The organism is Bacillota bacterium (assembly GCA_024655925.1).
In the GTDB taxonomy this organism is placed as follows: domain Bacteria; phylum Bacillota; class DTU025; order DTU025; family JANLFS01; genus JANLFS01.
In genome coordinates this window covers 13,573-37,769 of the sequence record JANLFS010000008.1, presented here as the reverse complement: position 1 = coordinate 37,769, position 24,197 = coordinate 13,573, and the positions used below count along the sequence as shown (strand labels likewise).

Genomic DNA, 24,197 nt, shown 5'->3' with positions numbered 1-24,197 from the left:
GAGCTCCCTCCCCTCGATGACACTCTGGAACTGAAAGCACACCGTGCAGCCATCGCCCACGCCCGGGATGTTGCCGGGAAGAGGCCTCTTTGAGTTGTCCTCTCGCACCGCGATGTTGTTCCGGGGGGTGTTTCCAGTGCGCAAGCTCTTCAGCCCTGGTTTTCTCCTGATCTGCGCCTTGGCCTATCTGGCCGTTTCGGTCAGAGCAATGTACAGCGAAGAAAGCCTTGGTGCAAACAGCGAGCCTAGGTATGGCTATGAAGTCATCAATAGCTTCCCTCACGACCCAGGAGCCTTCACCCAGGGCTTGGTGTATCACGATGGTTACCTCTATGAAGGGACCGGACTGCATGGCAGCTCATCGCTGCGAAAGGTGCGGCTCGAAGACGGCTCTATCGCGAAAGAGGTGGATCTTCCTCGTCGGTTTTTCGGCGAAGGCATTGCGATATACGGGGACAAGATCATCCAGCTAACTTGGCAAGAACAGCAGGGCTTCGTGTATGACAGAGAGTCGTTTGCCCTTGTTGACAACTTCTCATACCACACAGAGGGATGGGGGATCACGACTGACGGAGAGTACCTCATCATGAGCGATGGCACGCCGGTATTGACATACTTGGATCCCACAACCTTTCGGCCTGTGAGAAAGATCACAGTCCGTAGCCTCGAGGGACCTGTAGCGCGCCTTAATGAACTGGAGTACATCAAGGGAGAGATCTGGGCCAACGTATGGATGACGGACCTGATCGTTCGCATCGACCCAAGTACAGGGCATGTCACTGGATGGATCGACTTGGCCGGATTACTTGATCCAGCGCACCGGCAGAGCCGCAATGTCGATGTCCTAAATGGCATTGCCTATGACCAAGACCGCGACCGGCTATTTGTCACAGGTAAGCTATGGCCCAGGGTTTACGAAATCAGACTCATCCCCCATCGTTGAAGAGGAGCTGCTGAGTGGGAATGTCGGACTCACGAGGGCGTCGTCCACGTGAGCCCCAGGCTTTGTCTCTCAGGCCTTGGCCAGTGCCCGATTCCGCGCTTCACACACACTCGAGCTCCGGGCATGATCCGATCTCGCGGGCTTTGCGTGCCTCCGGGGACAACCTCCTTCGGTGCGGGCCGGCGACATCCATATGTTACTATGGCCGCGAGGGCTATCAACCATCAATTGGGACTGCTCCAACGGAACCGCCTCTGAACCGTGACCTGGACCTGGCGGGTGTGGTATACTTGCTGCCAAGATCCCAAATCTGGGTCAGGGGGGCAAGGTATGCAGCAAGTAATCGCTTTTCAGGGTGAGCCAGGTGCTTACAGCGAGGAAGCTGTGGTGAGATTCTTCGGGGAGATCGACGGCGTGAACCGCACAGCGCTCCCGTGCCGTACACTTGCGGCCGTGTTCGACGCCATCAACCGGGGCGCGGCAACCGATGGGCTGATCCCCATCGAGAACTCCCTTGCGGGGTCCATAAACGAAAGCTACGATCTCCTGGTCAGAAACAACCTCCAAGTGTATGGGGAAGTCATCCTTCCGGTGAACCACTGTCTTCTTGCCCTCCCGGGAGAGTCGATTTCCGAAATCCGCAGAGTGTACTCACATCCCCAGGCACTTGCGCAGTGCGATCAGTTCCTGAACGACCTTGGCGCCGAGGCCATTGCCTCGTACGATACCGCGGGCAGCGCCCGGACCCTCCGGGAGGCTGGCATGCGAGGGGCTGCGGCCATTGCGAGCAGGCGAGCCGCCAGCCTCTATGGGCTTGCGGTGCTGGCGGAGGGTATTCAGACCAACCCGTCCAACCGGACGAGATTCTACGCGGTTGGGCACAGGAGTGCGCCGCGAGGCCGGAGGAACAAGACTGTCCTTGTGATCGTAACGGAGCACAGGCCCGGAGCTCTCTACTGGTGCCTGGGTGCGTTTGCGTACAGGCAGATCAACATGACGAAACTCGAATCCAGGCCCAGCCGGGGCCGGCCGTGGGAGTACGTGTTCTTCCTCGACATCGACGCGCATGTGGACGATCCAGACTGCCAGGCCGCCCTCACGGAGCTGAAGACGAAAGCCTCATCCGTCAGGGTCCTGGGGTCGTTCCCTCAGGCCTCGGACGATCCGGCCTGATCAGGCCGGGAGACGGGTATCCGCATGTCCTGCGTGTCGGAGTACGGGACTGCTACGTTCGTGGCCAGCATTGGGACCAACGCCGCACCTCACCCAGGCCCTGCCTTCTTCCGCCAGCCGACATCCGGCACACCTCCCGTCATTCACGGTTGTCGTGTTGTTGATTCCCGAAACGTCTAATATGATAGACCATCTCTGCACTCAGAACTCCCCGGCTCCATGGAAGGCAGGTGAGACTGTCCAGGGCTGTGTGGTCTTCGGCGCGAGTGTGGTGCATATTGGATCGGGCATCAGCAATGAAAGGAGGCAGGTCGCACGTGCTCAGGCGTTGGCGCAGGGGCGTTCGCGGCCGAAGTATCTGATGAAAAGGCTAGCTTTGGTTATCGGGGTTCTCGTCATCTTCACCGGAGTTGCCTGCGCCTCAACCTTCAGGGGCAAGAGCTGGAGCGGAAGCGAATTCCCCTACGTAGGCGGACTCTTCCTGCACGACGGTGACTATGTCAGGTTCAAGACCAACACGACTGGATCCTACTACCGTGTCTACTACATGACAAACGGAAACAAAGTCGCCAACGTGGAGCTCTACATCAACGGCGTCGGGCAGGGAACCACAATCCAGTTGGGCCCGAACCCGTGGAATCTAGATCACTGGAACTGGGCCAACTGGGCCCACTGGGACCTTGGTTCTGGCTTCATCAACAAGCAGATCGACATCCGCCTCGTGGAGAACAGGACGGTCAACAGGAAGTGGTGCGGAGAGTCGGATCTTATGATCAAGATCCCGAACAAGAACGACGTTATCAAGTGGTACCACGTGGACTCGACGGACTGGTGCGACCTCGACGACGTGGCTAAGTGGTAGCTCTCAGGAAACGCTCTGCAAGGCGAACAGCGCGACCTAGGCCGGGCGGTTGGGAGGCCGCCCGGCTGCCCATGCACTGGCGGGCTGCACCGAGTGACTGTGGTCATGACCGGCTTGTTGTCACGTGAGTCCTCCCCCTGCCCCGGCGCGATTCAAGACAAGGGCAACTCAGGAATCTCGGGAAGCCGCAGCTTATGTTCTGCCGCCCGGTGCATCCGATCCACCCGCTTGCGAACCTCCCCGGATGCCTCCCCGGTCAGGATATACCGGTCGAGTTCGGGGTAGGTCACCCCCATTTCGCCCTCATCAGTTTGCCCGGCCCACAGCCCGGCGGAAGGGGCCTTCTCAATCACGACTTCCGGCACTCCAAGGTGCTGTGCCAACTGCCGGACTTGGGTCTTCACTAGCCCACCGATGGGAAGCAGGTCCACACCACCGTCCCCGTATTTCGTGAAGTATCCAACGGTAAGTTCGCTCCTGTTCCCCGTCCCCACCACTACATATTTCAGGCTGTTGGCGAAGTAGTACAGGGTGGTCATGCGGAGTCTGGGCTTCAGGTTCGCCTCGGCCAGCCGGCGTTGAGCATCGTCCGAGCTGAGTCCGGCCGACGCGAGATGGGCCGAGAGATTCGCAAGGTGTTCGTCATACACCTTCCCGAGATCGACGGTCTCTACCGTCAGATTGAAGGCATTCGCCACGGCGATGGCGTCCCGGACATCGGAGGGGTCCGAATGGCAGGGCATTATCAGGCCCAGGCAGCCGTCGGGCATCGCACGCTTGCACAGGGCTCCAACGACCGCCGAATCCAATCCACCTGACAGCCCGAACACCATGCCTCGGCATCCTGCCTGCTCAACCTTGCCACGAAGCCAGTTCGATATAGCCTCTGCGACTCTCCCAGCGTCCATATATCTCATCCTTCCTTCCCACTGCGGGCGGGTGGAGCATAGGCCAACCGGAAGGCGCTGCCTCCACCTCTTGCCGCCGAGACACGAGAGTCCCGGTGCCCGGGGTTCCGCCGGGCCGGTGTCAGGTGCGTGTCAGATGGGTGTCAGGTTTGAAGAAAGATGACATCCTCATACACCAACCCCGGGCCGGCGCGTATCATACAACATCATGATATCACAACCTTTGAGGGCGCCACCTTGGAACGAATGGTGTTGTCTCTCGCGCCCCGGGGTCCAGATGATTCGGGGATCTGACTCTCGCCGCGGGCCGCCCTCGGACATCGCCGCCTGATAGTCGTGGACCCGGAAGGGGGCGGGCAGCCCATGGCGAGAGAGCGTGCGGGGGCGGTCTACGTGATCGTGCACAACGGCGAGCTGTACAACACGGACGAACTCCGACGCGAGCTCATCTCCCGTGGGCACACTTTCACCTCCCGGTCTGACACTGAAGTCCTTCTCGTCTCCTATATGGAATTGGGTTCAAGGTGCCCCGAGAAGCTCAACGGCATATTCGCCTTTGCGGTGTGGGACTGCGCGCGACAGACCCTCTTTCTCGCCCGTGACAGACTCGGTGTCAAGCCCTTGTTCTACGCGGACCGAGGTGACTACCTGGTGTTCGGGTCGGAACTCAAGGCGGTCCTGGCGCACCCGCACATCAAGCCTGAGGTGGATGCGGAAGGCCTCGCAGAGGTGCTCGCCGTAGGGCCTGCCCGGACGCCGGGTCACGGGGTGTTTCGAGGAGTTGCCGAGATCAAGCCGGGGTGGTCCCTGGAATACGGGAGGGGAGTCGCTCGCCACAGGAGGCACTGGTCACTCGAGAGCCACCCCCACACCGACGATGCCAGGACCAACGCGAGGAGGGTCCGTGAGTTTCTGGAGGACACCGCTGAACGCCAGCTCGTGCCGGATGTGCCAGTGTGCACGCTTCTTTCCGGAGGACTTGACTCAAGTGCGGTCACGGCCTTCGCCACCCGGGCCTACGGTCGGCGGGGACTGGGCCCGGTTCATACCTTCTCAGTGGACTACGTCGACAACGACCTGAACTTCCGGGTCAAGCGATATCAACCTGATACCGATGCTCCATGGGTGGACCGAGTCTCGGGATTCCTCGGCTCGGTCCACCAGAGAGTCCGGATCGATACTCCTGAATTCGTTGAGCCCTTGGATGCAGCGGTGAGAGCCAGGGACGTGCCTGGGATGGCGGATGTGGATTCATGTCCTTACTTGTTCGCGCGGCACGTGAAGCGCGGGGCCACGGTGGCCGTGTCCGGTGGGTCAGCGGACGAGATCTTCGGGGGGTACCCCTGGTTCCGGGATCAGGACGCACTTGCAGGCGACACCTTCCCCTGGTCGAGAATGATCTCCAGCCGGGCTCGGCTTCCTAAAGAAGAAGTGCGGAGGCATATCCGGGCGGAGGAGTACGCCCGGGACCGGTACCGTGAAGCCGTCGCGGAGGTTCCGCGCCTGCCCGGCGAATCTCCAGAAGAGGCCAGGGTCAGGGGAGTATCTTACTTGAACACAACACGCTTCCTCCCGACCCTTCTTGACCGGAAGGACCGGATGACAATGGCCACTGGGCTCGAGGTCCGCGTGCCCTACTGCGACCACAGGCTGGTGGAGTACGCATGGAACATCCCCTGGACACAAAAGAGCCTGGGGGGACAGCCAAAAGGAATCCTGCGGCGCGCGCTCTCTGGAGTTCTCCCCGACGATGTTCTGAACAGGCCCAAGAGTCCTTACCCCAAGACTCACAATCTGGCCTACCAGACAGCTGTCCGGGACCGGCCTGCGCGGATCATGGAGGACCGGACCTCGCGCCTCCATGAGATAGTGGGCCCGGCTGCCGTTGGCGAGGTCCTCAGAACAGATGCGCAGGCGTTCGGCTCAGCCTGGTTTGGGCAGCTGATGGGACCTGCGCAGCTGTTCGCCTATCTGGTACAGGTGGAAACACGGTTCCGAGAGTACAAAGTAGTCCTGGTATAGGCGGCCGCTTGTCGGGTCTCCGATGCCCCGGCCGCTCATATGACCGAAGACCGGGAGGGGTTAGATTGGGCATCGAGGACCCGAGGGATCTGGGACCCGTTTACCCCATAGGTTACGTGGCCCGGGTGACGGGACTCTCTCTGCGACAGGTGCGGTACTACGAGAAGAAAGGGCCAGTTGTTCCCCGCCGGACCCAGGGGAATCGGCGCCAGTACTCCCGAGGGGACATTGAGCGCCTGTTGTCCATAAGGAGATTACTGGCCGAGGGACTATCACTGGGATCGCGAAGAACGTAACCATTCCCGTTCGCGAACTCGACAGGGCATTGGACCGGGGCATCATGTTCGACGGGTCTTCAGTGGAAGGGTTCACGAGGATCCAGGAGTCAGACATGTACCTGCGGCCTGACTGTGACACTTTCGTGACAGTCCCCTGGTCCGGCGAGCATCTTGCTGTCAGGTTGATCTGCGATGTCTATACCCCGGACGGCAAGCCGTTTGAGGGTGATCCCAGGTACATACTGAAACGGGCGGTGGCCCGGGCACGGGACATGGGGTTCTCCATGATGACAGGGCCGGAAGTAGAGTTCTTCCTCTTCAAGATGGATGAGGAGGGCAGGCCCACCACTGTGACCCATGATAGAGGAGGGTACTTCGATCTCGCCCCGGCAGACGGGGGAAGGAAGCACGACGCGATATCGTTCTCGCTCTCGAAAAGATGGGGTCCGACGTCGAGACTTCCCATCACGAGGTTGCCCCGGGCCAGCATGAAATCGACTTCCGGTATTCAGACGCCCTGACCACGGCAGACAGGGTTGCCACTTTCAAGGTGGTGACGCGCACGGCCGCGCGCAGGCGCGGCCTGCACGCGTCCTTCATGCCCAAGCCGATTATCGGGATCAACGGGTCGGGAATGCGCACCCATATGTCACTTGAGCGGGACGGGGTGAACGTATTCTACGATCCCACGGGCGAATATGAGCTCTCGGAGATCGCGCGCCACTTCATTGGGGGACTCATGAAGCACGCATGTGGGATGACGGCGGTGACGAATCCGCTCGCGAACTCCTACAAACGTCTCGTTCCGGGGTACGAAGCACCAGTCTACGCCGCATGGTCAGTTGCCAACCGGAGTTCTCTGGTGCGGGTGCCTGCGGCAAGGGGCGGCGCAACCCGAGTCGAACTTCGCCATCCGGATCCTGCGTGCAACCCTTACCTGGCATTTGCGGTGATGCTCAGGTCAGGGCTGGACGGGATAGAGAGTCGAATCGAGCCCCCTCCTGCCACCTTTGAGAACATATACGCCCTCACAGTGAAGGAACGCGCGTCTTTGGGCATCGAGGCGCTGCCGGGCAGCCTCGAAGAGGCCGTGAGAGAGCTGAAAAAAGACAAGATCGTGGTGGACACCCTCGGCCCTCACGCCTTCGAACACTTCGTGGAGGCCAAGACCATTGAGTGGGATATCTACCGCACGCAGGTGCACAAGTGGGAACTCGACCAGTACTTGTCGGTGTTTTGAAGGTGCGGGCATCCGCCTCGGAGCTGGAAGACCCGAGATCCTCTGGGGTTCAAGTCCCACGGCTTCCGGCGGGCTCAGTCCGTATCATGCCGTGCCGCTCCATCCGCGGATGGGTCCCCGCAGTCTCATGAAGAAGAACTGTACCAATGGCCCAGACCCGAAAGCCATCGCGGCGGTGCCCACGCCCACAGGACCCCTCATGAGCCATGCCGCCACGAGCAGAGAGACATCCACGCTTATGCGGGCCGCGCGCATGCTCATCCCGGTCGTCCGGGAGAGGCCGAGCATCATCGAATCGCGCGGCCCCGCCCCGAGGTTCACGGCAAGGTATCCCCCAATGCCGAAGCTGTAGATGATGAGACCGAGAGTGAACAGAAGGACCTGACCTGAGAGCCCGTGCGCCGCGGGAATCAAGGCGAGCCACCAGTCAGCGAAGAGCCCAATGAAGATCATGTTGAGAAGGGTTACCACCGTCGGCGGGATCCTCATGAAGAACGCAAGAGCTACGAGGCTGAACCCAACGAGTTGGGATATGCGGCCGAAGGTCATCCCAGTCAGTTGGGCGAGTGCCTGTTCGAAAGCTCCCCACGAGCCCATACCCAGATCGCTTCTGAGCATGAGTGCGAGTCCTAGGGAGATCATCCCGAATCCCAAGAAGACCAATCCGTAACCTCGAAACGTCCTGCGAAACGACAACCTACCAGCCTCCTACTTGTGCATGGTATGCTTCATTCTGCGTCGGGGCAGTTTGTCCTCCATCGCCTCGGGGAGAACCGTGCTGCTTCGCTTCCAGCAGGAGACAGGTGCTTCAACGGAGAATGCCACCAATGCAGCTCGTCTGAAAGAAGTTGATCGGATGAAGAGAGCAACATTCTGGGCCAAGGCCCTTTTCTTCGTGATCATTCTTCCGGCCACCATGACAAAGCTGTCTCGCATCCTGGAGCCGCTGCTGCCGGAGTTCACGTCGGCCGGGCTTGCCACTCTGGCGGGTACAGTCCTCGTGCCTCTCGGGGCATATGTCATGATCCGTGGATACTTGATCCTCTCGTTCCTGGGCAAGCGATGGCCGGCGGGGCCCACTGTCCGCCTGGTCGATCGGTACATATATCGGTTTGTCCTGCACCCGGTATACTGGGGTTACACTGTCCTCCTGATCGGGATCGGGCTGAGACGCGAGTCTTTGGCCTTCGTTGCCCAGGCTGTACTGGTCGGCGTGGCCTTTCTTGCCTACGTCACCTTCGTGGAGGATCGCGAACTCAGGCGAAGGTTCGGGCGGAAGTACGAGGAGTACCGGCGGCAGGTCCCCATGATCCTGCCTCTCTGGAAGGCCTTGTACTATGACCGTATGGAGCTGAACTGGGTTCTGCTCTTAGTGATGGGGTTTATGCAAGTGCTTCTCAAGTTCATCTGGAGGGTCAGGGTTGAAGGGCAGGAGTACTTGCCCGAAGACGGCAAGTGCGTTGTCATGTGCAACCACGTCAATCTGCTTGACCCATTCCTCGTCGGCCTCTACTCTACAAGAATCATTCATTTCATGGCCAGTGACGAACTGTTCCGAAGCCCGATTACTCGACTGTTCTTCCGACTGATGGGCGCGTTTCCCAAACGGCGGTGGAGCCGGGACATCAGTGCGCTACGGACTGTGCGCAGGTATCTCGAGGCCGGCGAGATGGTGGGGATCTTTCCTGAGGGTGCCAGGAATTGGGATGGGGGGCCTGTGGCCGTCGGGGATGAAGTATACAAGTTCCTCCACAGGTGCAACGCGCCCATTGTGTGTGCTTCTCTCATCGGCGGGCATGAGGTCTGGCCCAGATGGTCTACGTTCCCCGCCATCAGCGACCTCACTGTGCGGTTCTTCCCCCGGTTGAACCCCGACGACTTCTCCACATATCATGATCTCCGAGCGGCAATTGAGGAGAGAATCTTCTCTTTCGTGGCCGAACCCCCACGACCGCGGCGGGCACTGGCCGGACATCACGGCATAACCACCGTGGCCTGGGGTTGCGTGAAGTGTGGGGGTGTGCGCACTCTTGAGGAGACCAGGGAAGGGCTGGTTTGCCGGAAGTGCGGCGCCGCCTGGGGCATCTCTCGCGCACTGGAATTCGTGGACAAGGAGACAGGCGAGGTAACACTGGAGCGTGACTACCACCTACAGCTCAGAAGACGCCTCGAGCGCGGGGCGATGGATGGCGGACTCAACGCCTCGACAACCGCCACTGCCTTCCGTATCGAGTCTACCGAACGCTTGACCAGGCTGGGTCGCGGTGAACTCACGCTCAGTGAGAAGGAGATCAGGTTCTCAGCAGGCGCAGTGACGACAACGCGGAAGACTGAGGACATCTACTTCTGCTACCTGAACCTGGCGGACCACCTTGTGGTGGTCGATGCAAATGGCGCGACCCAGTTTGCACTGGAACATGACTCACCCGTCAAATGGGAGGACTACGTGGAGGCCTCGCGAGGCAATACCGCAAAGCAGTGGACCAGCCGACACGCAAAAGGGGCCGTGATGGCCTGAACCCCTCCGAACCTTTTCATCTACTCGGTTGCCGACTGGGTGCTCTGGCGCCCACCAAGGTAAGCCTGCTTGATCCGAGGATCGCTCGCAAGCTCGCGCGAAGGCCCTGATAGCACTATCTTTCCGGTTTCCAGGACGTAGGCCCTGTGCGACACTCGAAGCGCCAGCCTGGCATTCTGCTCTACCAGGAGGATGGTCACTCCCTGAGCATTGATCCCCCTGATAGTACGGAATATCTCCTGCACGAGCTTGGGCGCCAGGCCCAGCGAGGGCTCATCAAGAAGCAGTATCCTGGGATCGGCCATCAACCCGCGGCCTATGGCGAGCATTTGCTGCTCGCCCCCGGAGAGAGTTCCCGCGAGCTGGTTCCTCCGTTCGAGCAGCCTGGGGAAGAGTTCGTACACACGCTTCCGGCCTGCTGCGACCTTCGCCGGGTCGTGCCGATGCCTGTAAGCCCCCAGGTTGAGGTTCTCCTCGGTGGTCAGGGTGCCGAAGACCTTCCGGCCTTCTGGCACGTGCGCCACTCCACGCTCCACGATTCGATGGGCAGGCATTGAGCTGATCTCGTCATCCCGAAGCCTGATGCTGCCGGACCTCGGCCTGAGCAGCCCGGAGACCGCGCGAAGGGTGGTTGTCTTTCCCGCCCCGTTCGCCCCGAGGAGAGTGACTATCTCCCCTTCTTCCACTGTAAGGGATATGCCTTTGATCGCCTCCACGTTTCCGTAAGCGATGCGGACCTCGCGGATCTCAAGAAGGCTCACTTGTCATCACCGCCCAGCTCGTCGTCGTCCGTACCCAGATAGGCTTCGATTACGGCAGGGTCCTGCTGCACTTGGGCGGGGGTCCCCTCGCTTATCTTCAGCCCGTTCTCCATGACAGCTACCAGGTCAGATATGCCCATCACGACTTGCATGTCATGCTCTATCAGGAAGACGGTGATGCCGGAGTCTCGAATGCCCCTGATGATGTCCATCAACTCGGCGGACTCTTCCTCGTTGAGGCCTCCAGCGGGCTCGTCGAGAATCAGAAGACGTGGACGAGTGGCCAGCGCGCGGGCGATCTCAAGCCTCCGTCTGTCGCCATAGGAAAGGTTCCGGGCGAGTTCGTCTCGGTAGGACCAGATCCCCATCTTGCGGAGGCACCTCTCTGCCTCCTCGTAGGCTTGCCGTTCTTCAAGCCGCCTGGCGGCTGTGCCGAAAATGCATGCAAGAACTCCTGAGCGGCTCCTACAGTGCTGCCCAGAGAGGACGTTCTCGAAGCACGTGAGGTTCTCGAACAGACGGAGGGTCTGAAAAGTGCGAGCTATCCCAGCCTCAACCACTCGATGGGGGAGGCTCCCGGATATGTCTTTCCCGGCAAAGGTAACCTGGCCGCCATCAGGTCGGTAGATTCCGGTTATGACGTTGAACACCGTGGTCTTCCCCGCGCCGTTTGGGCCGATGAGACTGGTTATGCTGCCCTCGGCGACATCGAGGTCGAAATGGTTGACGGCGCGCAGGCCCCCGAAGTTCTTGCTCACCGATCTGAGCTCGAGGAGTGCTCCACCGGATGCTGGTTCGCTCACGCTTCCTTACCCCCCTTTAGCTGTGTGGTCCAGCGCCTGGAGGGCCATAGGCCCTGCGGCCGAAAGATCATCATGAGCACCATCGCTGCCCCGAAAAAGAGCATCCGGTACTGGGCGAAATTGCGAAGGAGCTCAGGCAGGACAAGCATCGCCCCAGAGCCCAGGATCACGCCGGGGATCGAGCCCATTCCCCCCAGGATGACTATGGAGAAGAGGATCACCGATTCCATGAAGGTGAAACTCTCTGGGGAGATCACCACGAGCTTGGTGGCAAAGATGGTTCCGGCTGCCCCAGCGATTCCTGCCCCGAGTGTGAACGCCAGCAGCTTTGCCCATCTGGTGTCCACCCCTGTGGCCTCCGCCGCGACTGCGTCTTCGCGTACGTAGTTCCATGCCCGTCCGATTCTCGACCGTTGAAGCCTGGTAAGGGCCCAAAGAGTCAGGGCCACCAGTGCCCAGGTCAAGTAGTAGAAATCCGTGGGGCTCTGGATCACCCGGCCGAAGAACCGGAACTGGTCGAGCACGATCAGACCGTTTGGGCCGCCGGTCAGGCCCCAAGGGTTGTTGATCAGGCTGATCCGGATCATCTCGTTCAGGCCGATGGTGACGACCAACAGGTAATCGCCACGAAGGTGGATGATGGGGCGGGCAAGGACATACCCGGCAAGGCCCGCTACTATGCCGCTTGTGGGCAGAAGGAGCCACAAGGAAATGCCGAACCGCTCGCTTAAGATGGCGGTGGTGTAGGAGCCTATGGCGAAGAAAGCCATGTGGCCCATGTTGAAGAGGCCGACTTCACCGACGATTATGTTGAGGCTCAGTCCGAGGAGGACGTAGATACCCCAGAAAACGCACACATCCACCCAGTAGTCTTTGGCTATGAGTGGGAAGGCCAAGGCCAGCACGATGAGCCCCGTGAGGAGCCATCTGGAGTACTTTCGCTCGAATCCAGACAACGACTTCCAGAACTCACGCAGCTTGAACACCTCCCGTGGGAAGTCCCTAGACCTTCTCCGCTACGCGCTCACCTAAGAGCCCGGTGGGCCGGAACATCAGAAGCAAGACGAGTATGAGAAAGACGAATGCATCCTTCCAGGCGGCCGAGATGTATCCAGCGCCGAGCATCTCCAGGATCCCGAGAAGGAGACCTCCCACCATCGCCCCAGGTATGTTGCCTATTCCACCCAAGATCGCAGCGGTGAAAGCCTTGAGGCCATAGGCCCACCCAACTGTGAAGTGAATCTGCCGGTAATAGAGGCCCAAGAGCACTCCAGCAACCCCGCCAAGCGCAGGACCTATGAGGAAGATCAGACGGATGATCTGGTCCACATCGATGCCCATCAGCCTCGCGGTGTCATGGTCGATGGCGGTGGCCCTGATCGCTGCCCCAACCGTCGTTCGCTGGACGAACAGGTAGAGCGCTATCATGAGGACCAGAGACGTTGCCATTATCAGGATCTGCATGAGGTTGATGTGGACGCCTGCAACCACCCACTGCGCGTCCGGGGATGCCCAAGGGGGATAGGCCTGATATCGGGCCCCCCAGATGAGCATTGCCGCATTTTGCAGGAAGATCGCCGCCCCGAGGGCGGAGACCACTGCCGTGAGCCTGTTCGATCGGCGCAGGGGTCGGTATGCCACGCGCTCCACCGCCATGCCGAGAATCGCCACCCCGGCCAACGCCACGAGTATACTTGCAAGCAGAGCCAGCCCAAGCGAGATTCTGCTTCCGGCAAAAACGGAGACGAGCATCGTGAACCCAAGGTAGGACCCGATCATGAATAGATCGCCGTGGGCGAAGTTGATGAGCCTCATGACTCCATACACCATTGTGTAGCCCAGAGCGACCAAGGCATACACGGCGCCGACCGTAAGGCCGTTTACCAACTGTTCCAGGAAGAAGACCATGTCGTCGGAGCACGGAGGCCGGCGCCCGAAAGCGTGGCCCCCGTGCATGCACCTCCATTCGAACAAACGCTACTGGAGGGGTACGAACTTCCCGTCAGCAGTGACCTCGTACGCCAGATAGATCGCTCCCTCCCGATCACCCACCGCGTCGAAGGAGATCGGGCCGGTAATACCCGGCAGGTCCTTCAGATCGTTGTGGAGGTAGTCGGCGAGGACTTTGGAGTCGGTGGACCCGGTGGCGGAGATGGCCGCCGCGATGACTTTGAGCGCGTCGGCGGCGTACACAGGCCACGGGCTGCTCGGCGGCTCCTTGTGCCGGCGTATGTACTCGTCGAGGAAGGACTTGGACTCAGGGTACTTGAGGTCTGTTGGAAGGGGTTCCTGCGTCATGAGAGCACCCCGGGCCACGTCCAGGCCTGCGATTTTGATGAACTCGTCGTTGATCGCCGCGTTGCCCCCGACAAAAGTGGCCTTGATCCCAAGGTTGCGCATCTGCCGGATGATGAGACCTGCCTCCGCATAGTACCCAGTGTAGTAGACTACCTCAGGGTTGGACTTCTGCATCCTGCTGAGGATCGCGGTGAAGTCACGCTCGCCTGGTGTCACCGCATCGTAGAACACAAGGTCGGCCTTCTTGGCTTCGAGAAGCGGACGCCTGGCTGCCTCAGCGAGGCCTTTGCCGAAAGTGGTGTTGTCGTGAAGAATCGCGACACGCTTGGCCTTCAGGGTATCGTTGACGAACGCGGCAAAGAAGGCTCCTTGCCTGTCGTCTCTGAAACAGGTCCTGAAGAAGAACTTCCGCCCCTGTTCGGTTAGTTTCTCGGCGGTGGAACCGTAGGCGATGTTCACGAGGCCGGCGCGCTCGTAGATGGTGGACGCCGGATCTGTGATGGATGAACCGTAGGTCCCGATTACCGCGACGACCTTGTCGCTCAGCATCCGCTGGGCTACCAAGGCACTTTGCCTGGGAGAACCCTGGTCGTCGCCGAGAACGATCTCAACAGGCCGCTTGACAGCTCCTATTGCTATGCCCCCGGCGGAGTTGATCTCGTCCGCCACGATCTGGACGCAGTTTCGGGCCATCTCGCCTTCGTAAGCCCACGGCCCGGTGATAGGGGCTTGAAGCCCGATCTTGATGGGTTCCGGGGCACCAAGAGAATGGCCAGCTGACAGTGAGAGGACCAGCGAGAGCGCGACCAGCAACAAGCTCGACCGACTTCTCATCATTCGACCGACACCTCCTAATCCTATTGTTGGCTGGGAGGCGTTCCCATGTAAGCAACACGTTACCTCCGAACAGCCACGACCTGGGTAAGGTATTCGCCAGAGTCGACCGATGTCCTGCGTTATAATACAAAGAAGGGCGATGCCATCTCTGCCCGCGCGACGAAGGGAGTCGGGATCCTTGAACGCGTATCTGGCCTTCATCACAAGCGGCGTAGCCATAATAGGTGCCGGGCTGGCCCTCACCAGAGCGGCTGACGCGATATCCGCGCGCACGCGTCTGGGCGGTACCGTCAGGCACAGACATCCAGGCGGGGCAGCGATATCCGCGCGCACGCGTCTGGGCGCCGTGGGGGTCGGCGGGATACTCCTCGCCGCGGGGACTTCCCTTCCGGAAATGGTCGCCTCCGTCAGCGCGGCGAGGGTCGGTCTGCCCGAAATAGCAGCGGGCAACCTCTTCGGAAGCAACCTCTTCAACATCATGACCATAGCCCTGGCGGACGCTGTGTATAGGAAGAGGTCAATCATTCACGACGCCGCTCCGGGTCATCTTCTCTCGGCGGCGGTTGGGATGCTTCTGATGGTTTTGGCGGCTTTGGGAATTCTCCTTCGGCTCGACCTCGAAGTCCTCGGGGCCGGCGTGGACGCCCTGGCGATCCTCGCGATCTACGTCTTCGGCTCCTGGCTTCTCAATGCGTTTGAAGCCCGGCCGCAGACCCGACCGAGGCAGGGGAACTCTGGACGGGGAGCGCCTGCGCAGGAATCATCCATGCGTGCGACTGATGCGGCAGGTCAGCCAGAAAGAGGAGAAGAACCGCACGAGCCCTCTCCTAAGAAAGTGCGGAGCCTTGGGCAGGCCGCCGCGGGTTTCGTTGGAGGGGCGGCCGTGATAGTAGTCGCGGGAACTCTTCTGACCCGATCCGCCGAAGGCATAGTCCAGCAGACTGGCCTGTCGGCTGGTTTCGTCGAATCGGGTCTGGTCGCGGCGGCCACCTCCCCCTCTGAAATGACCACGTGCATAGCGGCTGCCAACATCGGCGCCATCAACCTGGCTCTCGGAAACGCCCTGGGGAGCAACTTGTTCAATATGGCTGTTCTCTTCTTCGCGGACGCTGCCCACCGCCCCGGGCCCCTGCTGACCGCCGTAAGTCAGGCCCACGCGGTTGCGGCGATGTTCGCCCTTCTCATGAGCGCCGTAGTCCTGATCGGTCTCTTCTATCGGTCCCGGCGAAAAGTTGGAAACCTTGGAATCGAATCCATCATGATAGTCGGCCTATACCTCCTGGTAACGTGGTTCTTGTTCGGCAGGGGGTAGGGCCAGAGAGCGGCAAATGAGCGATGCCTCGCTGACGCGGCAGGCGGGAAGAGTCCAAGATTGGATCGCCTCCCGCAGGTGTAACCGGATAGGGCGGCGAAAACTGAGTGAGAGCCGGACAACCTGGACCCCTGAGGTGAGAATGTGAGAATTCTACGAACTCATGGGCCGCTTCGGAATCCACCAGCACCATAACACGATGTAGGAGGTTCGAAGTTGAAGAAGAAGATTGGGTTCATTGGATTGGGCGTTATGGGACTACCCATGTGCCGCAACCTGCTCCGGGCCGGGTACCCAGTGGTGGCATACGAACTCCGCCAGAACGTCCTGGACGAGATAGTCAAGGACGGCGCTGAGACTGCGGCGTCCTGCGCGGATGTGGCGAGCAGGAGCGACGTGATCATCACCATGCTTCCGGATTCCCCTGATGTCCGCAAGGCGGTCATGGGACCGGGCGGAGTGCTCGAAGGCGCCCGGCCTGGGTCGATCATTATCGATATGAGTTCGATCGCCCCCGCGACATCCAAGGAGGTTGCGGAGGCCGCCAAGGCACGGGGGGTCAGGATGCTGGAGGCCCCTGTCAGCGGAGGGCAGCCGGGAGCGGTTGCGGGCACCCTCTCCATCATGGTCGGTGGAGATGAGGCCGACTTCCAGGAGTGCCTGGATATCTTGAAGACAATGGGCAAGTCCGTCGTCCGAGTGGGAGACATTGGCGCAGGCAACACCACCAAGGTGTGCAACCAGATCATTGTGGCCCTGAACATAGCCGCGGTCGGCGAGGCATTCGCGCTGGGAACAAAGGCAGGAGTGGATCCGGAAGCGATCTATCAGGCAATAAGGGGCGGCCTGGCCGGCAGCAATGTGATGGACGCCAAGGTTCCCCTGCTCCTCGAGCGCAAGTTCGCCCCCGGTTTCCGGATCAACCTGCACATAAAGGACCTAGCGAATGCGCTCGCCACGGGGAAGGACGTTGGGGTGCCCTTGCCCTTTACCGGCCTGGTCATGCAAGTCTTCCAGGCACTCCGGGCCGAGGGGAAAGGCGATCTGGACCACGGGGCTGTGGCCACGTTCTTTGAGAAGCTCGCAGGTGTGGAGGTGAAGAAAGCCTGATTGTCGGGCCGGCTTGTTGCCGGCCCGTCGAGCAAGAGGTAGCCGCTTTCTCGAGCGACGTGATGGCTTGCCTTCTCGCAACCTGGCCGCGGTCATCATGCCTGCGATGCACAAGACTACCCCCACTCCTTGCAGGGCTGTGGCTCGCTCGTTGAAGAGCACACCTGCGAGGACAAAAGTGACCAGCGGCTCTACCATGCTCCGCACGGACGTGCGCGTGGCGCTTATGAGCTCGAGACTGCGGAAGAACGCGATCATGGGGACCACCGGTCCCAGTACCACGACGCGGATCACCGCGACCCACCCGGAGGTATCCAGCATGAAGTGAAGGGTGCCGGTGAACCGGCCTGCGAGGAGCAGAACCACCGCGGCGGATCACGCCACGAAGGCGCTTGCGGCCCGAGGCGGGACCTTGGTCACCACCTTGCTTCCGACGACAATGTAACACGCGTAGGTCAGGGTGCCTGAGAGGGGCAGGGCGACTCCGCGCCAGTCCAGCGTGTCGACGGGCGTACCCAGTACCAGGGCCAGTCCCGTCGCGCAGAGGCCTAGTGCGGCCGGTTCTCCAGGGGACATCTTGTCACCCCTGGTGAGGAAGGCGAGCACGGACACAAGAGCGGGGTATGTGCAGAAAAGAAGGGATGCCAGGGAGACGGGAACGAACCTGACTGATGAAAGGAAGAACCCGGACTGAAGAGTGTAGCCTACCCTACCAAGCAAGAACAGTGTCAGCAAGTCCCCCGGAGTCAGGCGGAATTCGGCCATGTGTGAAGCCATGTACGGAAAAAACCAGGGCGGTAATGCCGAACCGCAGGAAGAGCAAGGTCAGGACAGTAGCGCCGCCCGGTAGGCGTACACAGTCAGGACAGGAAGAGACCCAAAAGCGGCGGCGGAGAGAAGTGCAAGGAGAACCCCGGTCTGGAAGTGTCTCAGTGGGATCCCTCCCGTATGAAAGCCTATGCGTCTGTGAGTCCCACAAGTATCTCCTGGTTATGTCCTCGTGGTCCGCTTCTGCCGTGATACAGAAAGGCAAGCCTTAATCGTCCCGGGGCTTCCTGCCCGACCCAGGCCCATCCTGTCCGGCTCCGATGTGGATGTGATAAAATGGTCTCGGCGGTCATTCGCTTCCGGACTTGTCTCGCGTGGCGCAGGCCGGAAGAGCTTGGAATGTGTGTCAGCTACCCCACGGCTAAAGCCGGGGGGGGTTGCGGTAAGCAAGCCTGGAGCTGACCAGCCTCAGCTCATCGGCCGTAAGGCCATCGGGCTGCGTTATTCAGGTCACGACACCCTGGGATGCGTGCCAGTTCCAGGCCCTGTCGCCCGGCATTAAACAGGCATACCGGTCGGATAGCCGTCCGGCATAGGCCGAGCTTCAAGTTGAACGGCTTCGACGTGCATCCAAAGTGCCTGCGGCTGCTTCAAAAAGCCGATGGATACGAATATGCCCAGAAGAGGGGAAGCGGCGTCTCCTCCCCACGTCTGAAGGCAGGGGCTCCCGACGCCGCGTAGTCTGGTGGTTGGGTAGCGTGGAAGATATGTGTCCAGAGGCACCGAGGAGGATGGTCGATGAAGCGCAGGCAGTTCGGGCAGTGTGGATTCGAGGTCTCGGTACTCGGTTTCGGGTGCATGAGGTTGCCGGTTGTTGCGGGAGATCCCGATTCCATCGACGAGGATGAGGCCGTCCGGATGATCCGGTACGCCATAGATCACGGTGTCGACTACCTGGACACAGCCTACAACTACCACCGTGGCAAGAGCGAGGGCCTGGTCGGCCGGGCGCTCGGAGGCGGATACAGGCAACAGGTTCGGGTGGCGACCAAGCTTCCGACCTGGCTGTGTAAGACCTCGGACGACTTCACCAGGTACCTGGACGAGCAGCTCGACCGGCTCGAGACCGACCGGATCGACTGCTACCTGCTGCATTCGCTCAACAAGTCCATTTGGGAGAGACTGCGCGGCCTGGGGGTCAGGAAGTTCCTCGACCGCGAACTCTCCCGGGGGCGCATAGGGTTCGCCGGTTTCTCGTTCCACGACACCTTCGACCTTTTCAAGTCCGTTGTCGACTCCTACGATTGGAGTCTGTGCCAGATAATGCTGAACTACGTGGACGTGGAGTGCCAGGCTGGAGTCAGAGGACTGGAGTACGCATCCTCCCGGGGCCTGGCTGTTGTGGTCATGGAGCCGCTGCGCGGCGGCAAGCTGGCGTCAGGCCTTCCGGCTGAAGTCAAAGCTGAGATGGAGCAGATTCGGACCGACTGGTCCCCTGCCGAATGGGGACTGAGGTGGGTTCTGAACCGGCCGGAAGTGTCCGTGGTCTTGAGCGGAATGAGCACGATGGGCCAGGTGGTCGAGAACTTGAGGATTGCCTCGGAGGCGGAGCCGGGGTCGATGACCGCGGACGAACTCGCCGCGCTCGCCAAGGCAAGACAGATCTTCCAAGGGCGGGTCAAAATCGGGTGCACCGAGTGCGGGTACTGCATGCCATGCCCCAACGAATTACCGATCCCCGATCTCTTCACCCTATATAATGACGCATTTGTGTTCAATGCGTCCCGGGATTCGGCGCGGATCTACGAATTGATCTCCAAGTCGGGCAAAGACGCGTCCGCGTGCGTGGCGTGCGGCAACTGCGAGCGAGCTTGCCCACAGCATCTGCCTGTGGTGGAGTTGCTGAAGGAAGTCCACAAGGCCCTGGGAGAGGCGCGCCAGTTGTAGAAAGTGATGCGCGATGGCAATCAGTGTGGGCATTCCCCGCGGGTTGCTCTACTACGAGTTCTACCCTCTATGGGAGGAGTTTCTTGAGACGCTCGGGGTCCGGGTCGTGGTGTCGCCTCCGACGAACAAGGCCATCGTCGACCTGGGCGTGAAGTCCTGCGTCGACGAGGTGTGCCTGCCCGTGAAGGTGTTCATGGGCCACGCCGCCTACCTCGACGGCAGGGTAGACGCCCTCTTTGTGCCCAGAGTGGTCAGTGTGGAGAGAAGGTCATTCATCTGTCCGAAGATGATGGGCCTTCCTGACATGGTTCGCGCTCGGCTTCAGTGCAAGTCCCGGGTGATCGATACCTGTGTGGACCGGTCCCGAGGAGATTTCCCGTTCGCAGGCAACCTGCTCCGTCTCGGCAGGGAGTTCGGGGCCGGACCCTATGAGACGATTCGTGCCTTCCGTCGTGGACTTCGGCGCATGGGCTGCGAGGCCCAACCGGCTGAGGTGCTGTCCGAGGCGGACGAGGCTGCCACGGGCCAGGTGAGGGTAGGGGTCCTCGGTCACCCCTACAACCTCAAGGACGCCTTCGTCAGCATGAACCTGTTGGACAAGCTCAGGACGCTCGGGGCGCGCCCGGTCACCGCGGATGATTACCCCGCGCCCGAGGTGGTCCGATGGGCACGGAAAGGCCGGAAAAGACTCTTTTGGACACTCGCGGAGAAGCTTCTCGGCGCTGCGGTCAGGTGGATTGAGACATCCGAGGTCGATGGGATCGTGTACCTCACGTCTTTTGGGTGCGGTCCCGAGTCCTTCGTGGCGGAACTTGTGAGCAGAGAAGCGAGCCGGCACTCAGGAATGCCGTTCCTTCTTCTGAACATAGACGAGCACACAGGCGAGGCCGGGCTGATCACCCGGCTTGAGGCGTTTATGGACACGGCGGGCTGGAGGGCGGGGACTAGATGAAGCTTTCCTTTGCCCATCTGGGCAACATGTATATTCCCCTGGGTGAACTCCTCCGATCCCTCGGTCTTGAGGTTCTGGTGCCTCCACCCACGACCAGACGGACGCTGGAGCGCGGCGCTCTTCATGCCCCCGAATTTGCCTGCCTGCCGCTCAAGGTTACCGTCGGCAACTTCCTCGAAGCCATCGAGCTTGGGGCAGACGCATTCATGATGGCAGGCGGGATCGGGCCCTGCAGATTCGGCTATTACTGCGAGCTGCAGCGGGAGATCCTGCGCGACCTGGGGCACTCGGTGAAGCTCATTGCACTCGAGCCGCCAAGAGCCTACCCACGTGAGTTCTTCCGGGACCTTCGCACTCTTGCCGGACGCTCCGGACTGGTTCGGATAGTGTCTGCGGTCAAGCGAGCGTGGCTGAAGGCGTGCAGCCTCGACAGGCTGGAACAGGCGGCCCTGGTCACCCGGGCGCGTGAGGCAACGCGCGGGTCGGTTACGAGAGCCTTGGCAGGAGCACTCGCACGGTTGGACGCGGCAGACTCTGAACGGGAAGTCAGGGAGGCGACGGCTGAAGGATTACATGCCATTCAAAGGTGCGCGCGCCCGTGGAGCCCGGGCGAATCCCGGAGCCTGCGCGTGGGCGTGGTGGGTGAGGTGTACGTCGTCCTGGAGCCCTTTGTGAACTTGGGGGTCGCGGAGAAACTCGGTGAGCTAGGAGCTGAGGTTGTCAGGCCCATCACATTCAGCGGGTGGGTCCGGGAGAACGTCTATCTCGACATCCTACACCCCTCCGGCAAGCCGGACCGCACGCGTTTCGCAAGCCCTTACCTGAACCACGCGGTGGGAGGGCATGGCCTCGAGAGCATAGCTTGCTCAGTGGAGATGGCGAGAGACGGAGTGGACGGTGTGGTCCACCTTGCCCCTTTCACGTGCATGCCTGAGGTAGTTGCCCAGAGCATCCTTCCATCTGTTGCAGAACATGAGGGAATGCCAATCATGTCGTGCGTCTTTGACGAGCATACTGGAGATGCTGGACTCATGACCAGGTTGGAAGCTTTCGTGGATTTGCTCGCGGTCAGATGCGAATCACGTGCGGCAGGAGGCGAGGCGGCATGCGCGGGTACCTCGGAGTAGATGTTGGATCGGTGAGCACCAATTTGGTGCTTTTGTCCGAAGATGAGGAAGTTGTGGAGTCACTGTACCTTCGTACGCAGGGACGCCCCATAGATGCAGTGCAGGAGGGGCTCAGGATACTCAGACGGTCCGTGCCAGGGTTCGAAGTGGCCGGTGTGGGCACCACCGGTTCAGGACGGCGCCTGGCTGGCGTGCTCGTCGGGGCTGACGTTGTGAAGAACGAGATCACCGCACACGCGGTCGCCGCGCTCAAGGAAGTTCCGGATGTCCGCACAGTGATCGAGATTGGAGGACAGGACTCCAAGATAATCCTGCTCCGGTCCGGCGTGGTTGTAGATTTCGCCATGAACACGGTGTGTGCTGCAGGGACGGGGTCGTTCCTCGAGCACCAGGCGGAGCGGTTGGGGGTGCCGGTGGAGAAGTTCGGTGAACTCGCGGCTGCATCGGAGGCGCCGGTGAGGATAGCCGGGCGATGCGCGGTGTTCGCGGAGAGCGACATGGTCCACAAGCAGCAGGTAGGATGTCTCCTGCCCGATATCATACGCGGCCTGTGCGAGGCGCTGGTGAGAAACTACCTCAACAACGTCGGCAAGGGGAAAGAGATCCATGCGCCTGTGGTGTTCCAAGGTGGGGTGGCAGCCAACGCGGGCATGCGACAGGCGTTTGAGGAAGCTCTCCGTATGCCGGTGACGGTCCCCCCACGGTTTGATGTCATGGGGGCGATCGGCGCTGCCATTCTCGCAAAAAGGCACGTGAGATCCGGGCGCGCCACAGGCGGAACCTCGTTCGCTGGATGGGTCGTGCCTGACCACGACTTCTCAGCAAGGTCCCGTGAGTGCACTGACTGCCCGAACATGTGCGAGATCGTCGAGATCTCAAGGGACTCAGCTCTCATCGCCAGATGGGGCGGCAAGTGCGGAAAATGGGAGGAGGCCCGGCCCGTCGCACCCGGACCGCCGGATCCGTCGCCCATGTCTGGCCTGTCCTGCCCCTCGGGCGAGCTCGAGTCCGCCGCCGGACGCTAGCGACCCGGGGAAGGGACGTCCCCCCGGGGAAGGAGGACCTGTGAAAGGGATCACCCCGGGAGGGCGAGCCCGCGCACGTGAGAAGACTCATCTCAAGGAGGCCTGTACCTCTCGCCACTCCGAAACCACAATGTCGGGAGCAGCTTCTTCATACACTGCGGGATCTGGAACGAACACCAGGCCCCGCTTCTCCCCGCCGGTCAGGCGGGCGACCCGGGAGAGATATGCCCGGAGACCCTCACCGGGTTCGAGCGGAATCGGACCAAAGTAGGCACGGCCCCGGTCCATTAGCTTACTGATTATCGAGGGCATGTCGTGCATCTCCGGGTTGCCGAGGTTTATGGCGCGGACCAGATCCAGTTCGAGAAGGGCGTCGAAGAACCCGGGGTTGGTTCCGCAGTAGTGGACGAACCCCCCGCCAAACGCCGCGAGGGCGCGCTCAGTATAAGGGATCACGAACTCGTCGATGTCCCGGCGGGAGAGCAACGTGACCGTGTCCTCCGAGAGTCTCGTTCCACCATTGGACATGTATATCCCGCTGGACATCCCGTGCCCATGGTAGCACTCAGTGTCAGCCTCGCCGAGCACCCGCTTGAGCGTCCTAGTGATCTCAATGAACACATCAGTCACCAGGGCCATGAGATCGTGCACGAACTCGGGATCGTCATACATGTCCAGGAAGAGGTCGTTCCCTCGTAACAAGTGCGCGAGGTCGAACGGCCCTTGAGTGTCGGGCAGGTATACCCGAGCTCTATCTCCCAGTTGCTCCGCGAAGTACCGGGCGTAGTCCGCGGCGCGGGCCATGAGGTCCCGGCCCTGGAGCGACCGCATGAGATCTGCCCTTGATTCGGGCTCCAGCAGTGGCTCCAACTGCTCGCGGGACATGTGCCCTGCGGGCCAGGGCCACGCGCCATCTCTGAACTCCCACTCGAGACCGAAAAGAGCGGGCATGAAGACCACGCCGAAGTTGGGCCTCATGCAGACGACCCCATCTGCTCCGGACGCCGCGGCCATTGCCATGGCCGGGATGTGCTCAATGAGCATTTTTGCCCCGTCTTCGAACTGCTCCTTGAAGGAGTACTGGGAACACCCTGTCTGCCCCAGAGACGGGATGCCGCACACGATCGGAAGGCAGTCCACGTCCTCTCCACCCAGAACCCGCGATATCCGGTTCCGGCCTTTCTCCCTCGCCACAGGGTCCACCACGATGGAGTCGAGCATCTTGCGGAGTCTAGAATCGAAACCGTTGCATGTCTCCAATTCGGCATCCCCCATCGGTTCATAACCTGGACGCTATCCAGCGTACATTCGCT

Annotated in this window: 21 protein-coding genes and 3 pseudogenes; 15 read left to right on the top strand and 9 right to left on the bottom strand. The window is 60.9% G+C overall.

Annotated elements, in window-relative coordinates; all coding sequences use genetic code 11:
* The first annotated feature begins 136 nt into the window (after positions 1-136).
* The 3 genes from NUW23_02165 (at position 137) to NUW23_02155 (ending at position 2,978) form a co-directional block, all read left to right on the top strand.
* Positions 137-943, top strand: coding sequence for a glutaminyl-peptide cyclotransferase (locus NUW23_02165; GenBank protein ID MCR4424983.1), 807 nt, complete (start codon positions 137-139; stop codon positions 941-943).
* Positions 944-1,273: 330 nt separating this feature from the next.
* Entirely contained in the window at positions 1,274-2,116 is an 843-nt protein-coding gene (gene pheA, locus NUW23_02160; GenBank protein ID MCR4424982.1) for a prephenate dehydratase, read from the top strand.
* A gap of 361 nt (positions 2,117-2,477) precedes the next feature.
* Complete coding sequence (locus tag NUW23_02155) at positions 2,478-2,978, top strand: hypothetical protein (GenBank protein ID MCR4424981.1); 501 nt, start codon at positions 2,478-2,480, stop codon at positions 2,976-2,978.
* Positions 2,979-3,130: 152 nt separating this feature from the next.
* Here NUW23_02155 and nadE read toward each other — a convergent pair whose 3' ends face one another.
* Complete coding sequence (nadE, locus tag NUW23_02150) at positions 3,131-3,886, bottom strand: NAD(+) synthase (GenBank protein ID MCR4424980.1); 756 nt, start codon at positions 3,884-3,886, stop codon at positions 3,131-3,133.
* A gap of 159 nt (positions 3,887-4,045) precedes the next feature.
* On the opposite strand from nadE, the pseudogene asnB reads away from it, so the two are divergent.
* From asnB to glnA, 3 genes and pseudogenes are all read left to right on the top strand, one after another.
* A pseudogene (gene asnB / locus NUW23_02145) lies at positions 4,046-5,908 on the top strand (asparagine synthase (glutamine-hydrolyzing)).
* A 116-nt stretch (positions 5,909-6,024) separates the two neighbouring features.
* On the top strand, positions 6,025-6,204 hold the full coding sequence (locus NUW23_02140; protein MCR4424979.1) for a MerR family transcriptional regulator: 180 nt from the start codon (positions 6,025-6,027) through the stop codon (positions 6,202-6,204).
* Positions 6,180-7,426, top strand: a pseudogene (glnA, locus tag NUW23_02135) (type I glutamate--ammonia ligase). Before NUW23_02140 ends, glnA begins: the two are co-directional and overlap by 25 nt.
* Before the next feature lie 84 nt (positions 7,427-7,510).
* On the opposite strand, the gene NUW23_02130 reads toward glnA, so the two are convergent.
* Positions 7,511-8,122, bottom strand: a complete 612-nt coding sequence (locus tag NUW23_02130; protein ID MCR4424978.1) for a YitT family protein — start codon at positions 8,120-8,122, stop codon at positions 7,511-7,513.
* 160 nt (positions 8,123-8,282) lie between these two features.
* Between NUW23_02130 and NUW23_02125 the strand changes: the two genes are divergently transcribed.
* On the top strand, positions 8,283-9,944 hold the full coding sequence (locus NUW23_02125) for a 1-acyl-sn-glycerol-3-phosphate acyltransferase (GenBank protein ID MCR4424977.1): 1,662 nt from the start codon (positions 8,283-8,285) through the stop codon (positions 9,942-9,944).
* 20 nt (positions 9,945-9,964) lie between these two features.
* Here NUW23_02125 and NUW23_02120 read toward each other — a convergent pair whose 3' ends face one another.
* From NUW23_02120 to NUW23_02100, 5 genes are all read right to left on the bottom strand, one after another.
* Positions 9,965-10,705 (bottom strand): ABC transporter ATP-binding protein, encoded by a 741-nt coding sequence (locus tag NUW23_02120; protein ID MCR4424976.1) that lies wholly within the window; start codon positions 10,703-10,705, stop codon positions 9,965-9,967.
* Entirely contained in the window at positions 10,702-11,508 is an 807-nt protein-coding gene (locus NUW23_02115) for an ABC transporter ATP-binding protein (GenBank protein MCR4424975.1), read from the bottom strand. The genes NUW23_02120 and NUW23_02115 overlap by 4 nt, the downstream gene beginning before the upstream one ends.
* Complete coding sequence (locus NUW23_02110; GenBank protein MCR4424974.1) at positions 11,505-12,494, bottom strand: branched-chain amino acid ABC transporter permease; 990 nt, start codon at positions 12,492-12,494, stop codon at positions 11,505-11,507. The genes NUW23_02115 and NUW23_02110 overlap by 4 nt, the downstream gene beginning before the upstream one ends.
* Positions 12,495-12,510: 16 nt before the next feature.
* On the bottom strand, positions 12,511-13,416 hold the full coding sequence (locus NUW23_02105) for a branched-chain amino acid ABC transporter permease (GenBank protein MCR4424973.1): 906 nt from the start codon (positions 13,414-13,416) through the stop codon (positions 12,511-12,513).
* Positions 13,417-13,485: 69 nt separating this feature from the next.
* Positions 13,486-14,643, bottom strand: coding sequence for a branched-chain amino acid ABC transporter substrate-binding protein (locus tag NUW23_02100; GenBank protein MCR4424972.1), 1,158 nt, complete (start codon positions 14,641-14,643; stop codon positions 13,486-13,488).
* Between the two features lie 178 nt (positions 14,644-14,821).
* Between NUW23_02100 and NUW23_02095 the strand changes: the two genes are divergently transcribed.
* The 3 genes from NUW23_02095 to NUW23_02085 all read left to right on the top strand — a co-directional run bounded on the left by NUW23_02095 (position 14,822) and on the right by NUW23_02085 (position 17,393).
* Positions 14,822-15,955, top strand: a complete 1,134-nt coding sequence (locus NUW23_02095) for a hypothetical protein (GenBank protein MCR4424971.1) — start codon at positions 14,822-14,824, stop codon at positions 15,953-15,955.
* 216 nt (positions 15,956-16,171) lie between these two features.
* Positions 16,172-17,065 carry a 2-hydroxy-3-oxopropionate reductase gene (garR, locus tag NUW23_02090; GenBank protein ID MCR4424970.1) on the top strand — a complete coding sequence of 298 codons (894 nt, stop codon included), beginning with the start codon at positions 16,172-16,174 and terminating at the stop codon, positions 17,063-17,065.
* A 178-nt stretch (positions 17,066-17,243) separates the two neighbouring features.
* Complete coding sequence (locus tag NUW23_02085) at positions 17,244-17,393, top strand: hypothetical protein (protein MCR4424969.1); 150 nt, start codon at positions 17,244-17,246, stop codon at positions 17,391-17,393.
* 47 nt (positions 17,394-17,440) lie between these two features.
* Here NUW23_02085 and NUW23_02080 read toward each other — a convergent pair whose 3' ends face one another.
* Positions 17,441-17,842 (bottom strand): DMT family transporter, encoded by a 402-nt coding sequence (locus tag NUW23_02080; GenBank protein MCR4424968.1) that lies wholly within the window; start codon positions 17,840-17,842, stop codon positions 17,441-17,443.
* Positions 17,843-18,406: 564 nt separating this feature from the next.
* On the opposite strand from NUW23_02080, the pseudogene NUW23_02075 reads away from it, so the two are divergent.
* From NUW23_02075 to NUW23_02055, 5 genes and pseudogenes are all read left to right on the top strand, one after another.
* A pseudogene (locus tag NUW23_02075) lies at positions 18,407-18,574 on the top strand (HNH endonuclease).
* 57 nt (positions 18,575-18,631) lie between these two features.
* Entirely contained in the window at positions 18,632-19,780 is a 1,149-nt protein-coding gene (locus tag NUW23_02070) for an aldo/keto reductase (GenBank protein MCR4424967.1), read from the top strand.
* A gap of 13 nt (positions 19,781-19,793) precedes the next feature.
* Positions 19,794-20,732, top strand: a complete 939-nt coding sequence (locus tag NUW23_02065) for an acyl-CoA dehydratase activase-related protein (protein MCR4424966.1) — start codon at positions 19,794-19,796, stop codon at positions 20,730-20,732.
* Positions 20,729-21,859 carry a CoA protein activase gene (locus NUW23_02060; GenBank protein MCR4424965.1) on the top strand — a complete coding sequence of 377 codons (1,131 nt, stop codon included), beginning with the start codon at positions 20,729-20,731 and terminating at the stop codon, positions 21,857-21,859. The genes NUW23_02065 and NUW23_02060 overlap by 4 nt, the downstream gene beginning before the upstream one ends.
* On the top strand, positions 21,838-22,884 hold the full coding sequence (locus NUW23_02055) for an acyl-CoA dehydratase activase (protein ID MCR4424964.1): 1,047 nt from the start codon (positions 21,838-21,840) through the stop codon (positions 22,882-22,884). The genes NUW23_02060 and NUW23_02055 overlap by 22 nt, the downstream gene beginning before the upstream one ends.
* An 87-nt stretch (positions 22,885-22,971) precedes the next feature.
* Here NUW23_02055 and NUW23_02050 read toward each other — a convergent pair whose 3' ends face one another.
* The gene (locus NUW23_02050) at positions 22,972-24,144 is read right to left on the bottom strand and encodes a hypothetical protein (GenBank protein ID MCR4424963.1); all 1,173 of its coding nucleotides are present in this window, start codon (positions 24,142-24,144) and stop codon (positions 22,972-22,974) included.
* Positions 24,145-24,197: the final 53 nt, after the last annotated feature.

What these genes read in the sequence shown, in the direction of transcription:
- pheA (MCR4424982.1), top strand. Translation starts at nt 1,274, where the DNA reads ATGCAGCAAGTAATCGCTTTTCAGGGTGAGCCAGGTGCTTACAGCGAG.
- NUW23_02155 (MCR4424981.1), top strand. Translation starts at nt 2,478, where the DNA reads ATGAAAAGGCTAGCTTTGGTTATCGGGGTTCTCGTCATCTTCACCGGA.
- nadE (MCR4424980.1), bottom strand. Translation starts at nt 3,886, where the DNA reads ATGGACGCTGGGAGAGTCGCAGAGGCTATATCGAACTGGCTTCGTGGC.
- NUW23_02125 (MCR4424977.1), top strand. Translation starts at nt 8,283, where the DNA reads ATGAAGAGAGCAACATTCTGGGCCAAGGCCCTTTTCTTCGTGATCATT.
- NUW23_02105 (MCR4424973.1), bottom strand. Translation starts at nt 13,416, where the DNA reads ATGGTCTTCTTCCTGGAACAGTTGGTAAACGGCCTTACGGTCGGCGCC.
- NUW23_02100 (MCR4424972.1), bottom strand. Translation starts at nt 14,643, where the DNA reads ATGATGAGAAGTCGGTCGAGCTTGTTGCTGGTCGCGCTCTCGCTGGTC.
- NUW23_02080 (MCR4424968.1), bottom strand. Translation starts at nt 17,842, where the DNA reads ATGGCTTCACACATGGCCGAATTCCGCCTGACTCCGGGGGACTTGCTG.
- NUW23_02070 (MCR4424967.1), top strand. Translation starts at nt 18,632, where the DNA reads ATGAAGCGCAGGCAGTTCGGGCAGTGTGGATTCGAGGTCTCGGTACTC.
- NUW23_02065 (MCR4424966.1), top strand. Translation starts at nt 19,794, where the DNA reads ATGGCAATCAGTGTGGGCATTCCCCGCGGGTTGCTCTACTACGAGTTC.
- NUW23_02060 (MCR4424965.1), top strand. Translation starts at nt 20,729, where the DNA reads ATGAAGCTTTCCTTTGCCCATCTGGGCAACATGTATATTCCCCTGGGT.
- NUW23_02055 (MCR4424964.1), top strand. Translation starts at nt 21,838, where the DNA reads ATGCGCGGGTACCTCGGAGTAGATGTTGGATCGGTGAGCACCAATTTG.